Genomic DNA, 13,239 nt, shown 5'->3' on the forward strand with positions numbered 1-13,239 from the left:
CACAAACGTGTCGGCCCCAGACGCGGCACCTAGAGACCAGTCAGCAGCGCGTGGGCCAACTGCCACTCAGACAGCCACAGACTGGGCGGCCGCACTAAACCGGGCAATCAGCGCAGCATCTTTTTGTCCCGGCGCCGCCTCGACACCAGAAGAGACATCAACCTGCCGGGCGCCTGTCATGCGCACCGCCTCTGCGACATTTTCGGGGGTGAGCCCGCCTGCCAGCATCCAGGGGCGCTGCCAGTATTTGCGACCCGCCAGCAGACGCCAGTCAAAGGCCAGCCCATTGCCGCCCGGCAGATCAGCGTTCTTGGGCGGTTTGGCATCAATCAGCAACTGATCCGCCACCTGAGAGTAGAGATCAATCTGCGGCAGATCTGCAGCATCTGCCACCCCAATTGCCTTCATCACTGGCAACCCATAGCGCGCTTTTACCTCGGCAACCCGCTCCGGGCTCTCGCTGCCGTGCAGCTGCAACATATCCAGTGGCACCGCATCGGTCAGGGCGTCCAGCATGGCATCATCGGCGTTCACCGTCAGCGCCACTTTGCACAGACCAACAGGGGCCTCCAACGCCAGGTGGGTGGCCTGTTCAATGGAGATATTACGTGGAGATTTTGGAAAAAAGACAAAACCAACATAGGCTGCGCCTGCAGCGGCAGCCGCAGCGACGTCCTGTGGGCTGTTGAGCCCACAGATCTTGACCCGAATAGCACTCATTCGCTTTGCTCAGCTAGCCTCGTCCAAAAGGGCCAGAACCTCGTCCTTACCCTCATGTTTTTGTTGCTTCAGCTTTTTCACTTCGCGCGACAGTTTCTTTACTTCGCGATTCTGGTTGCTGACGGTGCGGCGATGCTTATGTTCGCGGATCCATTCCCAGATGAAGCCAATGACCAGACCGGCCCCGAGGCCACCCAGAACCACCATGAACAATGGCAAAGAGATCGAAGGGTTCATCCCGACAAATTCAGCAACTGCATCCGGCAGCAGTTTCAGCGAAACGATAGTGCGGTTTGCGATACAAACCGAAACCAACAGAATTCCCAGGGCTCCCAGGATAGCGTAGCGAATATAACGCATTTAGGCCTTTCCGTTCAGGCGATCCCTCAAGAGCTTACCGGTCTTGAAGAACGGAACATGTTTTTCTTCAACTTGGACAGTTTCACCAGTGCGTGGGTTGCGACCAACGCGCGAGTCCCTTTGTTTCACTGAGAAAGCCCCAAAGCCACGCAATTCAACCCGGTCGCCCCGGGACATCGCATCGGTCACTTCCTCAAACACCGTATTCACGATCCTTTCGACATCCCGCTGATACAGGTGCGGGTTTTCGTCTGCAATCTTCTGAATCAATTCAGAACGGATCATACTCACTGCCCTCCCAAAACTACGCAAGCCTTTGCCGGCTAATGACAACTATAGGTCCAAAAGCCCCATCTAGGAACCAAAACAGAAGAGAGTTGGCCGATATTTACGCTGCAAAATTCGTCAAACGACCACAAATTCACAGTTTTAACCGCAGCAAAGAGCAAAGCAGAGCCAACAAAGCCCTTAACTGCGCATCGCAGGCGGCAAGAGAAGTAGTTGATTCGCAAGCCGTTCCCCAGCAGAACAGCGCCCTTTTCAGCGCTGCCGTGAACCGCAGGTCGCGCCCACCGGTGCCGGGCCGGAGACCGTCTGGAGCGCTCAGGGCAGTGGTGGAAATCCGCCGAAAAGAAACGGCCCCGCCAAAAGGCAGGGCCGTTCAAATCGTTTAGAACCTAAAGTGCAGGTCGAAATCAGTCGTTGTTCAGAGCTGCGCCCAGGATATCGCCCAAGCTTGCGCCGGAATCCGAGGAACCATACTGCTCAACAGCTTCTTTTTCTTCTGCAATCTCGCGAGCTTTGATCGACAGACCCAGACGACGGGTCTTGCTGTCGACATTGGTGACGCGCACGTCGACCTTGTCGCCAACATTGAAGCGCTCGGGGCGCTGCTCTGCGCGATCACGGCTGAGGTCGGAACGACGGATGAAGCTCTTCATGCCTTCGTATTCGACTTCGATGCCGCCTTCTTCGATGGCAGTCACGTTCACGGTGACAATGGAGCCACGCTTCACGCCGCCAACGGCTTCTGCGAACTTGTCGCCGCCCAGGGCTTTGATCGACAGGGAGATACGCTCTTTTTCAACGTCCACTTCGGAGACAACGGCCGAAACCATGTCGCCTTTGCGGTAGTTCTGGATCGCATCTTCGCCGCGCTCGTCCCAGGACAGGTCGGACAGGTGAACCATGCCGTCGATGTCGCCTTCGAGACCAATGAACAGACCGAATTCGGTGATGTTCTTGACTTCGCCTTCGACTTCGGTGCCCTCGGGGTTGCTCTCCGAGAAGACTTCCCATGGGTTGCGCTGTGTCTGCTTGAGACCCAGGGAAACGCGGCGCTTGGAGCCGTCGATTTCCAGCACCATGACGTCAACTTCTTGCGAAGTGGAGACGATCTTGCCGGGGTGCACGTTCTTTTTGGTCCAGGACATCTCAGAGACGTGGACCAGACCTTCGACACCGGGCTCCAGCTCAACAAATGCACCGTAATCGGTGATGTTTGTCACGCGGCCTTTGTGGACCGAGGAGAGCGGATACTTGGCGCCAACCAGATCCCATGGATCTTCCTGCAGCTGTTTCATGCCGAGGGAGATACGGTGGGTCTCTTTGTTGATCTTGATGACCTGAACCTTGACGGTTTCGCCGATCGCCAGGATCTCGGAAGGGTGGTTCACACGACGCCATGCCATGTCGGTGACGTGCAGCAGGCCGTCTACGCCGCCCAGGTCAACGAATGCACCGTATTCGGTGATGTTTTTGACCACACCGTCAACAGAATCACCCTCGGACAGTTTGCCGATAACTTCGGCGCGCTGTTCGGCACGGGATTCTTCGAGGATCGCACGACGCGATACAACGATGTTGCCACGACGACGGTCCATTTTCAGGATCTGGAAGGGCTGCTTCAGACCCATCAGAGGGCCAGCGTCACGCACGGGGCGGACGTCAACTTGCGAACCTGGCAGGAAGGCAACTGCGCCACCCAGATCGACGGTGAAGCCACCTTTGACACGGCCAAAGATCGCACCTTCGACGCGCTCGTCGTCGGCATATGCTTTTTCCAGACGGTCCCAGGCTTCTTCGCGGCGTGCCATCTCACGAGAGATTACAGCTTCGCCACGGGCGTTTTCAGCGGAACGCAGGAAGACTTCTACTTCGTCGCCGACAGCAATTTCAGGAGCTTCGCCAGGATTTGCGAATTCTTTCAGGTCAACGCGGCCTTCCATCTTGTAGCCTACGTCGATCAGGGCCTGGCCCGCTTCGATCGCGATAACCTTGCCTTTAACAACGGACCCCTCGTTTGGGGTGTCCATTTCGAAGCTTTCGTTAAGAAGGGCTTCGAAGTCCTCCATAGATACGTTTTGAGCCATGAGGTCTCAGGTTTCCTTTACAAAGTTTTCTGGCCGTGCGGTTGTCTCCGCCGGTCTTGGGGTTTGGTCGCATGGGACGTGGCACAAAGGCATCTGGAGCAAACAAACACAAAGGGCCGGAACTTTCCCCGACCCTGCTCAGATTGCCATTCGAGCGTTAGCCGCCCCTATACTGACAGCGCGCTTGTTAAGCGGATTCCCGGCGCCGCGCAAGTAAAACCAACGCAGCAGGCGGGAAAAGGCCTTATTTTTCTGGATCAGCCGAGCACAGCGGCACCTAATTCAGGCGCTGACACGAGGGGAAAGAGGGCACCTCGGCACGACGAGATGCCCCATCTTTCCGTTTAGTCGATATTGGTCACAAATGTGCTCAGCGGCTTGCGCACCTTCTTGAGGTTCACCAACCAGTCGCCGCTTTCGTCGCGGGTGCCCAGGGGCAACAACAGGACCGAGCGCAGGCCTTTTTCTTTAAGCCCCAGAATTTCGTCGACCTTTTCCGGATCAAATCCTTCCATAGGGGTGCTGTCCACACCCAGTTCCGCCGCCGCTGCCAGGGCAAAGCCCAGACCGATATAGGCCTGACGCGCCGCATGGGCGTAGTTTTCCTCATCAGAACGGGGCAGATACATCGCCTTGAGCCGGTCATAATAGCCCTGCAGCAGGTCAGTCATGCCACCGCGCTCTTCAGCCATCTGATCCACAACCGCGTCGATACGCGCTTCGCTGTAGTTGTCCCAGGCGGCAAAGACCAACAGATGCGAGCCATCGGTGATTTGTGCCTGATCCCAGGCAACAGGGCGAATAGCCGCCCGCTTTTCTGTGTTGCGCACCACCAAGAGCTCATAGGGCTGCAAGCCGCTAGAGGTCGGCGCCATCTGCACCGCCTCAACGATCTTCGCCACGGCCTCTTCGGACACCGGCTTGGAGGGGTCCATCTTTTTGGTGGCATAGCGCCAGTTCAGCTTTTCTAGAAACATAGTCTTTCCCGTCATTGGAAGGTTTACATCTTCCATATCGGAACTGAACTGTTTAGTTCAATATCTCGCAGAGAAATTTATTCCTGCGCGACCAGACGGCAGCTGCGTGCCCAAACCTACAGACCTATGAAGACGAAGGAGGGGCGAATTCAACAACCTGCACAATGCTCGAAAGCTGTATCTCCGGATAGTGTTCGCGCATGCCTTCGAGCATAATCGCGTCGGGCCACTCTTGCGCCCGCCCCACAAACTGCGCAGCCTCGCCCAAAGGCAGCTCGGTACAACGAACCACCTCGACTTCCACACTCTTACTGGGGTCAGCCTGATTGAAGAACCTTAGCCGACCTGGCGCGATGCGCCGCTCCCGCCACCGAATTGTTGACGTTTTTTCGCCTGTCACAATGAGTGGGAAAAGGCGATCGACCACAGCAAGGGATTGAATTTTTTGAGCCATATTGAAGGTCCAGACCAAATCTCAAACGGCAGAAATGCCCGCATAGCTGCCAATATAGTACCCCACCAGGCCCACGCTTGACGCTGTTCACTTAGATCAGAGGAGTGCGTCAACGGTGGGCAGAAGCTTCTTGCAGGGCTTTGGCAATGGCCTCTTTGATCGACAATGCGCTGGTGTCGATCACCACGGCATCCTCTGCGGGGCGCAACGGTGCTTCGGCGCGGTTCATGTCGCGCTCATCGCGGGCTTTGACATCTGCCAGCACCTCTTCCAGGGTCTGGGCCTCGCCTTTTGCAGAAAGCTCCAGGAACCGCCGCTGGGCGCGGACTTCGGCGCTGGCGGTGACAAAAAGCTTTACCTCGGCATAGGGGCAAATCACCGTGCCAATGTCGCGCCCATCCAGAACCGCCCCACCGGCGCGGCGGGCAAAGGCGCGTTGAAAATCGACCAGGGCCGCGCGCACCTCGGCGATTACCGCCACTTTGGAGGCCGCCTGCGCCGCCTCTGGCCCGCGCAGATCATCCCGTTGCAGATCCTTAGAGGTCAGGCCCTGCGCAGCTGTGATGGCCGGGATGCCTTCCAGCGTTTTGACCCCAACCGCCCGGTACAGCAGCCCGGTGTCCAGATGTCCCAGCCCCAGCTCTGCGGCAACCGCCTTAGAAATCGTACCCTTTCCTGCTGCCGCTGGACCGTCGATGGCAATGGTAAAACTCTGGCTCATGGTCTGTTCTTTCCCTTCCTTAGGGCCGCCCGTATGGAGACGGCCAGCACGATCAAAATAGCGCAGCTGTCCAGCGCCGATTTAACCATCGTCGCGCGCGAAGCTGCGGCAATCGCCCTCGCGTCAATATCCCCTGCAAGCAAACCGGCCACAAGATAGTTTTCCAGGTAGTCCAGCGCGGTAGCGGCCACAATCACGCCGATAAACACCACGCGCCAGGGTCTGGACGCAACCAGCCAGAGCACCGGCCCCGCCAGCGACAGCCCCAGAAGCGCCGGATAGAGCAGGTCCAGCCACCGCTGCGGGCCAGTGTACAGCGCCCGCCCCTCGGCACTCAGAGCGGTCAGAAAGGCACGCGCCTCAGCTTCGCTATATCCAAAGGGCCGCAGATCAAAAGCCGATAGCCCCCCTGCCGCCTGCGCGATGGCTGGCAGGGTCCAGAACACCATGGCCGCATAAACGGCAAGCCCGGCCAAAACGCAAAGCCAATATGCGGCGCGCCAGCGCATCAGGCTCGCGTAAACTTGGCACCAAGGCCTGTCATCAGCGGCTCAAAGATCGGGAAGGAGGTGGTGATCGGCGAGCCGTCATCCACTGTCACCGGGTTCTGAGCCCCCATGCCCATCACCATAAAGGACATGGCGATCCGGTGATCGAGGAAGCTTTCGCAGGTGCCGCCGCCGGGAACCCCGTCCGGCCCCAGGCCATCAACCGACCACCAGTCCTCGCCCTCGGCCACGGTGACGCCATTGGCCCGCAGCCCGCGCGCCATCGCGTCGATGCGGTCGCTTTCCTTTACCCGCAGCTCCTTGACCCCCGCCATCATGGTTTTGCCACTGGCAAAAGACGCCACAACGGACAGTACCGGATATTCGTCGATCATCGACGCCGCCCGCGCTGGCGGCACCTCGATGCCCTGCATATCGGGAGAGTATTTTGCCCGCAGATCCGCGACTGGCTCGCCGCCCTCTTCGCGCGGGTTCTCGAATATGAGATCCGCGCCCATATCCTGCAGCGTGTAAAACAGACCGGCGCGGGTGGGGTTGAGGCCAATGCCTGGCACCAACACATCCGACCCCGGTGTAATCAGCGCTGCACAGACTGGAAAGGCCGCCGAAGACGGGTCGCGCGGCACGGCGATCTCCTGTGGCTTAAGCTCCGGGCGGCCGGTCAGGGTAATCACCCGGCCCTCCTCGGTGTCCTCCACGGTGATCTCGGCCCCAAAGCCGGCCAGCATCCGTTCGGAATGATCACGGGTGGCTTCCTTTTCGATCACCACGGTTTTGCCCGGCGCGTTCAACCCCGCCAACAACACCGCAGATTTCACCTGCGCCGAGGGCACCGGGACCACATAGCGTACCGGGGTTGGCTCTGCCGCGCCAACGATGGTCATCGGCAAACGCCCCCCCTTGCGGCCCACCGCCTTGGCACCAAACAGCGCCAGCGGATCGGTAATCCGCGCCATGGGGCGCCCGTTGAGACTGGCGTCACCAGTGAAAGTCGCCGTGATGGGTGAAGTGGCCATAGTGCCCATGATTAGCCGCACCCCAGTGCCGGAGTTGCCACAGTCAATCACCTGATCCGGCTCGGCAAAGCCACCAACGCCCACACCAAAGACAGACCATTTGCCGCCCCCGTGATTGACCACCTCGGCGCCAAAGGCCTGCATTGCCTTGGCCGTGTCGAGCACATCATCACCTTCCAGCAAACCGGAGATCCTGGTCTCGCCAATGGCCATGGCCCCCAGGATCAGCGAGCGGTGGGAGATCGACTTGTCCCCCGGAACCTCTGCCACGCCTTTCAGAGGCTCAGCACGGTGGGAGGTCATCGGGATCGGGGTACCGTGTCCGGACATGGCGTTTCCTTTGTCTATGTCGTGTCAGCCTGCATCTGTCAGCCTGCATATGTTTCCGCTATCGGTAACGAATTGCGATCAGAGCGTCCAGCACCGATACCCTGCCCGCTGCCCCTCTAGCCGAGACGGCGGAAGGTCAGATAGGTCGGAGTGCGCCCCTCACGCAGGGCTTTTTGCTCATAACGTGTGGAGATCCAGTCCTGCCAGGGTTCACGCCAATCTGCGGCCTCGCTCGCCAGCCATTCAAAACCAGCCTTTGGCACCTCCTCCAGCGTCTGGCGCACGTAGTCGGGAATATCGGTGGCGACGCGAAAGATGGCACCGGGCTTGAGACAACGCGCCAGGGGCTCCAGATGTTCTTGGGTCACAAACCGGCGGCGGTGGTGGCGGTTCTTGGGCCAGGGGTCAGGATACAGCAAAAACGCCTTGGCAATGGACTGTGGCGGGATCACATCCATCAAATCGCGTGCATCGCCGGGATGCACGGCAATATTTTCGCAGCCTGCCTTGCGGATCTTGCCCAGCAACATGGCAACACCATTGATAAACGGCTCAGCCCCGATGATGCCCACATCCGGGTTGCAGCTGGCCTGATGCACCAGGTGTTCACCGCCGCCAAAGCCAACCTCGAGCCAGGTGTCGCGCCCGCCAAACAGGGCATCGAGATCCAGTGGCGCGCGATCCGGGTTTTCCTCCCAGCCCACAGCACCGGGGCTGAGCGCCTCAAGATCTTCGGCCAGATAGCGCCGCTGGCTGTCTTTCAGGGTCTTGCCACTAAACCGGCCATAGAAATTGCGCCAGGGCGCGCCGCTCACATGAGCGCCATTTTCCGGGGTGCTGTTTGCTGTGTCACCCTTGGCTGAACCGCTGTCGCTGCCGGTATCACGGGGTGTTTTCTTCTCGGCCATGGCGGGGCACTTCCTTTATTCAGGCGCCCTCTTTGATCAGTCGCAATCAAAGCAGCCTTTGCAAACAAGGCTTGTGCGCAGTTGGCCGCTCATCTGCCGCAAGCAGCGGCGCAGGTCAAGAGAGGCGCCGGTTCAATGCCCCTAGCGCTGCTTTTTCACTTCCGGCGCCACAAGCGGCAGTTGCTCCGCCTGCGCCACGGGCACCCGTTGCAATGGGACAACGCCCGGCACTGCCTCGCGCAGCACCCCGGCCGCAGAAAGTTCTTCGTGAGACGGATACCAGATCTCATCCGATTTTGCCTTCAAGGTCGACACCACAAAGCCCGGCTCCACCCCGCGTGAAATCATATAGACCAGATGCGCATGAACTTCCGTCTGAGTATCGCCGTAGATCCAGGAGCCAAATTCAAAGGGTGTCCCCCAATCATTGCGCGCGCGGTATTTGCGATAGTAGCGCTGGACCGCCTGGGCCGCCCAGCTGCGTTGATGAAAGCCGATTTTGGCCCCACTGGCCATTTGCCGCCGGTTACCGGCAAGAAAAACATCAACACAGGCGCTTGTGCACTCCTCCTCGACATAGGTATCGAGCCGGTACTTCATTACAATCGCAGCCATCTCGGCCCCGGCATGGACGCTGCCACCGCTGCTGTTGAGGTGTAATTCCGTGACGGCTGTGTGTTTTCTCAGGGACAACTTGAGGGCCCGAATGTCATCATCAAGGATCTCGCCGTTGGCTTTTTCGGTGTCATAGATCAGCACCGATCCTTTGACCTCGAATTTATCCGACATCCGTTCCTTTGCCATAAGCGACAGGGGGCTTAGCGCCAAAGTAGCAGCGACAATACTTCGGATCATCAAACGGGGCATCCTGTCCAAACCTAATCAGTTTCATGTGCTGCCCCCAACATGACTCGATAGGGTGCTTTGACCCAAGTGCAAATTGGCATCGACACTGGCCAGATGGGGCAGATGGGCCGCAACGGAGCGAACGCTCTGCCGCATGCAGCCCAAAAAGCAAAAGGGCCAAAGCCCTCCATGATGGAAGACCTTGGCCCCTGCAGTTAGGTTGTTGCCTGGATCAGAGCCCTTTTTTGAGCGCCTCGGCCAGGTCAGTGCGTTCCCAGCTAAAGCCGCCATCGGCCTCGGGTTCGCGGCCAAAGTGGCCATAGGCAGCGGTGCGCTGATAGATCGGCTTGTTCAGGCCCAGGTGCTGGCGAATGCCGCGGGGGGTCAGATCCATTGCCTGATCAATTGCGCGTTCAATCTCAGCCGGAGCCACCTCGCCGGTGCCATGGGTATCGGCGTAAATCGACAGGGGCTTGGAGACACCAATCGCATAGGACAGCTGAATGGTGCATTTTTCTGCCATGCCGGCGGCAACCACGTTCTTGGCCAGGTAGCGCGCCGCATAGGCCGCCGAGCGGTCAACCTTGGTCGGATCTTTACCCGAGAAGGCACCACCACCGTGAGGTGCCGCACCGCCATATGTATCAACAATAATTTTGCGCCCGGTCAGGCCTGCATCCCCATCGGGACCGCCGATGACAAACTTGCCAGTTGGGTTCACATGCCAAATGGTCTCGTTCGTCAGCCAGCCCTCGGGCAGGACCTCATGGAAATAAGGCGCAACGATTGCGCGAATATCTTCCGAGCTCAGGCTTTCGTCCAGGTGCTGGGTCGACAGCACCAGCGAGCTGACCCGCACCGGTTTGCCATCTTCATAGACAACGGACAGCTGCGATTTTGCATCCGGCCCCAATGCAGGCTCGGTGCCATTTTTGCGCACTTCTGCAAGACGCCGCAGAACAGCGTGGCTGTACTGAATCGGCGCAGGCATCAGCTGCGGTGTCTCGGTGGTGGCATAGCCGAACATGATACCCTGATCGCCCGCGCCTTCGTCTTTGTCAGCCGAGGCATCAACGCCCTGGGCAATATGGGCAGACTGTTCGTGCAGCAGGTTGGTGACTTCCACGGTCTCGTGGTGGAATTTGTCCTGCTCATAGCCGATCTCTTTGATGCAGGCGCGGGTAATCGCATCAATCCGCCCCATGTATTCGTGCAGCTTGTCCTGATCGGACAGGCCCACCTCACCGCCGATGACAACGCGGTTGGTGGTTGCAAAGGTTTCCGCAGCGACGCGGGCTTCTGGCTCTTCGGCCAGAAATGCGTCAAGTACCGCATCCGAAATCTGATCGCAGACCTTATCCGGGTGGCCTTCGGAAACGGATTCCGAGGTAAAAGTATAATTCTTACGAGACATGAAAATGCTCCATTGGGTTAACCTCGTCACGTCAGGAAGCCGTTGTGAGAGGACTTCGTACCAAGTACGCTCGGATGAACTAGAGGTCAAATACTAATCGCCAGACGTTAATCTACTGTGACGGTTTCGCGGCCCTGCGTCGTTTTTCTACAGCACCCAAAACCAGGACGATACACAGAAAAAGCACCGGGAGATCGCCCGTGCGGCTGTAAACAGTGGCAGCCAGCGGTTGTGGCAGAATGGCATCGACGGCGCCGGTTTCTCCCAATGCGATGGTCTCACGCAGGCGCCCAAAGGGGTCGATCATCGCGGTGATGCCGGTATTGGCGGCCCTCAGCATCGGCAGCCCCTGCTCTGCTGCGCGCATCCGTGCCTGCACCAGATGCTGATAGGGGCCAGATCGCGTACCAAACCAGGCATCATTGGTGATCTGGATCAGCATATTGGGACGCGCCGGGGCGGCATTCACATCCCGGGCAAAGACGGCCTCGTAGCAGATCAGCGGCAGCGCCTGGCCAATGCCCAGGTCGATCAGGCCAGGCCCCGGGCCTGCACTATAGCCAGCGCCGCTTTGCGCCGCAAAACCATAGATCCCAAACCGGGCCATCAGATCGCCAAAGGGTACATATTCCCCAAAGGGCACCAGATGTGATTTGTCGTAGATCTGATCCACCCGCCCTTGTGCGTTCACCAGCACCGCTGAATTGTAATACCGCCCCTCAGCGCGCCGCTGGATGCCCAGCAGGACAGGCACCCCAGCAACCCGCTCTGAAATCGCAGACAGGGTATCGCTGGCATTGTTCAGCAGCTGGGGAACCGAAGTCTCTGGCCAGACAATGAGATCCGGCCTGACCTGGCCTTGACCGGGTTGATCAGCGCTTACGCCAGTCTCGCTCATCTCGATGGCACGACGGACAAAATCCCAGCGCCGCTCGGGGAGCCACTTTTCCGCCTGGGGCGCGTTGGGTTGCACCAATCGCACCAGATGAGAGGTCATCGCGGGCTTTGGAGGCAGGGGCGGCAATGCATAGCCAGCCAAGGTCAGTCCCAGCAATGGCGAGACCGCCAACAACGGCCGCCTGCGCAACAGCGCCAGCGGCAGCGTCACCGCAAGGGTCAGAACAGCCAGCCCCTGACCGCCCACCCAGGGCAACAGCTGCGCCGCAGGGGTATCAATCCAGAATTGCCCAAACCCGGCCCAGGGAAAGCCGGTAAAAAGATAGGCCCGCGCAAGCTCTGCCAGGGGCCAAAGCGCCAGCAGCAGCACAAGCCGCCTGCCATCGCGCCCCGCCTCCAGCTTGTCGCCCTGTTTGTCTTTCAGCCCGGCACATGGGCTCCAGCGCACCGCCAGGCCAAAGCCCACCGCCCAGAACAGCGCCAGCCCGGCCGCAAGAAAGACCAGTGCAAAGGGGGCCATCCAGGCATAACGCTCTGCATCGACCTGAAAGGGTTCGACAATCCAGGACAGGGCAAAACTAAAATACCCCAGCCCTGCCAGCCAGCCAATCACCGAGGCCTGCAGGGGGGACCGCGCCCAAAGCGCCAGCACGCCCAGGCCGCCAAGCGCCAGTGGCAAGCTCAACAAGATATGCAGCGGAGCAAGCGAAACCGACAGCAACGCCCCAAGGCCAAAGGCCGAAAACCCGGCAACCCAGCTTGACCGCTGCCGAGCAGCGCGCAAACATCTGCTCCGCAGGCCGCTCATCCCGCGGCAGGGTCCGGCAGCATCACCCGCAACCGTTTGATCCGGCGCGGGTCGGCGTCCATGACTTCGAATTCCGGCCCATCAGGGTGCACGATGACCTCTCCCCGTGCCGGAACCCGGCCAGACAGCATGAAGACCAGCCCGCCAAGCGTCTCTATCTCTTCGCCGTCGACATCTTCGTGGTGGGTCAACGACTGGCCTACCTCGGCTTCAAATTCCGCCAGAGGCGTACGGGCCAAAGCGATATAGCAGCCGGCCTTTTCCTGATACCAGGTTTGGTCCTCGCCAGGGTCGTGTTCGTCCTCGATCTCACCGATCACCTGTTCGATCAGGTCTTCAATCGTCACCAGGCCGTCGACGCCGCCGTATTCATCAATCACCAGGGCCATATGGCGACGCTCAGCCTGCATCTTGGCCAAGAGCACACCAATCGGCATCGAAGGCGGTACAAACAGCAAAGGCCGCAGCATCTGAGACAGCTCAAAGGGCTTGCTGCCGCCATTGAACCCATGGGTCAGGGCAAAATCCTTGAGATGCGCAAACCCAAGTGGCGTATCCAGAGTGCCCTCATAGACAGGGATCCGGGTGAAGCCACTATCGCGGAACACCTGCACCAAATCGTCGCGATCAATAGAGACCGGAACCGAGAGGATCTCAGCCGAGGGAATAGCCACATCCTCGACCCGCATACGGCGCAGGTTTATCATCCCATGAGACTGGGCTGCGGGACTGGGTCCCTCGGGCTCTGCCTGCGGCTGTTCCACAGGTGTGGCCGGCGCAAAGGAGCCAAAAATACGCTCCCAAAACCCGGGTCGTTGTGCAGCGCTGGCTTCTGCCACAGCGCTGCTTATGTTCTGCAGCGCGCCATGCGCCGCGTTAGAACTGCCTTCTATATCGCCCATCTGTC

The 13,239-nt window shown here is 59.2% G+C and carries 14 protein-coding genes and 1 riboswitch; all 14 genes read right to left on the reverse strand.

Features of this window, described 5'->3' with window-relative positions; translation table 11 throughout:
- Nucleotides 1-66: 66 nt before the first annotated feature.
- The 14 genes from JZI28_RS14660 to JZI28_RS14725 all read right to left on the reverse strand — a co-directional run bounded on the left by JZI28_RS14660 (nucleotide 67) and on the right by JZI28_RS14725 (nucleotide 13,234).
- A complete protein-coding gene (locus JZI28_RS14660; protein ID WP_375698089.1) occupies nucleotides 67-720 on the reverse strand; it encodes a phosphoribosylanthranilate isomerase in 654 nt (217 codons plus the stop codon).
- A gap of 9 nt (nucleotides 721-729) precedes the next feature.
- Nucleotides 730-1,080 carry a LapA family protein gene (locus tag JZI28_RS14665; protein WP_375698090.1) on the reverse strand — a complete coding sequence of 117 codons (351 nt, stop codon included), beginning with the start codon at nucleotides 1,078-1,080 and terminating at the stop codon, nucleotides 730-732.
- Nucleotides 1,081-1,365 carry an integration host factor subunit beta gene (gene ihfB / locus JZI28_RS14670; RefSeq protein ID WP_009811081.1) on the reverse strand — a complete coding sequence of 95 codons (285 nt, stop codon included), beginning with the start codon at nucleotides 1,363-1,365 and terminating at the stop codon, nucleotides 1,081-1,083. It abuts the gene before it with no gap.
- A gap of 410 nt (nucleotides 1,366-1,775) precedes the next feature.
- Nucleotides 1,776-3,452 carry a 30S ribosomal protein S1 gene (rpsA, locus tag JZI28_RS14675; RefSeq protein ID WP_295451299.1) on the reverse strand — a complete coding sequence of 559 codons (1,677 nt, stop codon included), beginning with the start codon at nucleotides 3,450-3,452 and terminating at the stop codon, nucleotides 1,776-1,778.
- Nucleotides 3,453-3,796: 344 nt separating this feature from the next.
- Nucleotides 3,797-4,429, reverse strand: coding sequence for an NAD(P)H-dependent oxidoreductase (locus JZI28_RS14680; RefSeq protein ID WP_295451302.1), 633 nt, complete (start codon nucleotides 4,427-4,429; stop codon nucleotides 3,797-3,799).
- Between the two features lie 124 nt (nucleotides 4,430-4,553).
- Complete coding sequence (locus JZI28_RS14685; protein ID WP_295451305.1) at nucleotides 4,554-4,883, reverse strand: ASCH domain-containing protein; 330 nt, start codon at nucleotides 4,881-4,883, stop codon at nucleotides 4,554-4,556.
- Nucleotides 4,884-4,992: 109 nt separating this feature from the next.
- A complete protein-coding gene (gene cmk / locus JZI28_RS14690) occupies nucleotides 4,993-5,604 on the reverse strand; it encodes a (d)CMP kinase (RefSeq protein WP_295451308.1) in 612 nt (203 codons plus the stop codon).
- Nucleotides 5,601-6,113, reverse strand: a complete 513-nt coding sequence (locus tag JZI28_RS14695) for a hypothetical protein (RefSeq protein ID WP_375698091.1) — start codon at nucleotides 6,111-6,113, stop codon at nucleotides 5,601-5,603. The genes cmk and JZI28_RS14695 overlap by 4 nt, the downstream gene beginning before the upstream one ends.
- Entirely contained in the window at nucleotides 6,113-7,459 is a 1,347-nt protein-coding gene (gene aroA, locus JZI28_RS14700; RefSeq protein WP_375698092.1) for a 3-phosphoshikimate 1-carboxyvinyltransferase, read from the reverse strand. Before aroA ends, JZI28_RS14695 begins: the two co-directional genes overlap by 1 nt.
- A 116-nt stretch (nucleotides 7,460-7,575) precedes the next feature.
- Nucleotides 7,576-8,367 (reverse strand): tRNA (guanine(46)-N(7))-methyltransferase TrmB, encoded by a 792-nt coding sequence (locus JZI28_RS14705; protein ID WP_375698093.1) that lies wholly within the window; start codon nucleotides 8,365-8,367, stop codon nucleotides 7,576-7,578.
- 141 nt (nucleotides 8,368-8,508) lie between these two features.
- Nucleotides 8,509-9,222: a hypothetical protein gene (locus JZI28_RS14710; RefSeq protein ID WP_375698094.1), complete on the reverse strand. Its 714-nt coding sequence runs from the start codon at nucleotides 9,220-9,222 to the stop codon at nucleotides 8,509-8,511.
- Between the two features lie 223 nt (nucleotides 9,223-9,445).
- Nucleotides 9,446-10,627, reverse strand: coding sequence for a methionine adenosyltransferase (gene metK, locus JZI28_RS14715; protein ID WP_375698095.1), 1,182 nt, complete (start codon nucleotides 10,625-10,627; stop codon nucleotides 9,446-9,448).
- A gap of 5 nt (nucleotides 10,628-10,632) precedes the next feature.
- Nucleotides 10,633-10,681, reverse strand: a riboswitch (SAM-SAH riboswitch).
- Nucleotides 10,682-10,739: 58 nt separating this feature from the next.
- On the reverse strand, nucleotides 10,740-12,332 hold the full coding sequence (gene lnt / locus JZI28_RS14720) for an apolipoprotein N-acyltransferase (protein WP_375698096.1): 1,593 nt from the start codon (nucleotides 12,330-12,332) through the stop codon (nucleotides 10,740-10,742).
- On the reverse strand, nucleotides 12,329-13,234 hold the full coding sequence (locus tag JZI28_RS14725) for a hemolysin family protein (protein ID WP_295451328.1): 906 nt from the start codon (nucleotides 13,232-13,234) through the stop codon (nucleotides 12,329-12,331). The genes lnt and JZI28_RS14725 overlap by 4 nt, the downstream gene beginning before the upstream one ends.
- Nucleotides 13,235-13,239 lie beyond the last annotated feature (5 nt).

The organism is Pseudophaeobacter sp. TrK17 (assembly GCF_042192375.1).
Taxonomy (GTDB): domain Bacteria; phylum Pseudomonadota; class Alphaproteobacteria; order Rhodobacterales; family Rhodobacteraceae; genus Pseudophaeobacter.

Coding starts and splice junctions, on each gene's coding strand:
- aroA (WP_375698092.1), bottom strand. CDS start 7,459: ATGTCCGGACACGGTACCCCGATCCCGATGACCTCCCACCGTGCTGAG.
- JZI28_RS14705 (WP_375698093.1), bottom strand. CDS start 8,367: ATGGCCGAGAAGAAAACACCCCGTGATACCGGCAGCGACAGCGGTTCA.
- JZI28_RS14660 (WP_375698089.1), bottom strand. CDS start 720: ATGAGTGCTATTCGGGTCAAGATCTGTGGGCTCAACAGCCCACAGGAC.
- metK (WP_375698095.1), bottom strand. CDS start 10,627: ATGTCTCGTAAGAATTATACTTTTACCTCGGAATCCGTTTCCGAAGGC.
- lnt (WP_375698096.1), bottom strand. CDS start 12,332: ATGAGCGGCCTGCGGAGCAGATGTTTGCGCGCTGCTCGGCAGCGGTCA.
- JZI28_RS14710 (WP_375698094.1), bottom strand. CDS start 9,222: ATGATCCGAAGTATTGTCGCTGCTACTTTGGCGCTAAGCCCCCTGTCG.
- JZI28_RS14685 (WP_295451305.1), bottom strand. CDS start 4,883: ATGGCTCAAAAAATTCAATCCCTTGCTGTGGTCGATCGCCTTTTCCCA.
- JZI28_RS14695 (WP_375698091.1), bottom strand. CDS start 6,113: ATGCGCTGGCGCGCCGCATATTGGCTTTGCGTTTTGGCCGGGCTTGCC.
- ihfB (WP_009811081.1), bottom strand. CDS start 1,365: ATGATCCGTTCTGAATTGATTCAGAAGATTGCAGACGAAAACCCGCAC.
- JZI28_RS14725 (WP_295451328.1), bottom strand. CDS start 13,234: ATGGGCGATATAGAAGGCAGTTCTAACGCGGCGCATGGCGCGCTGCAG.
- JZI28_RS14665 (WP_375698090.1), bottom strand. CDS start 1,080: ATGCGTTATATTCGCTACGCTATCCTGGGAGCCCTGGGAATTCTGTTG.
- rpsA (WP_295451299.1), bottom strand. CDS start 3,452: ATGGCTCAAAACGTATCTATGGAGGACTTCGAAGCCCTTCTTAACGAA.
- JZI28_RS14680 (WP_295451302.1), bottom strand. CDS start 4,429: ATGTTTCTAGAAAAGCTGAACTGGCGCTATGCCACCAAAAAGATGGAC.
- cmk (WP_295451308.1), bottom strand. CDS start 5,604: ATGAGCCAGAGTTTTACCATTGCCATCGACGGTCCAGCGGCAGCAGGA.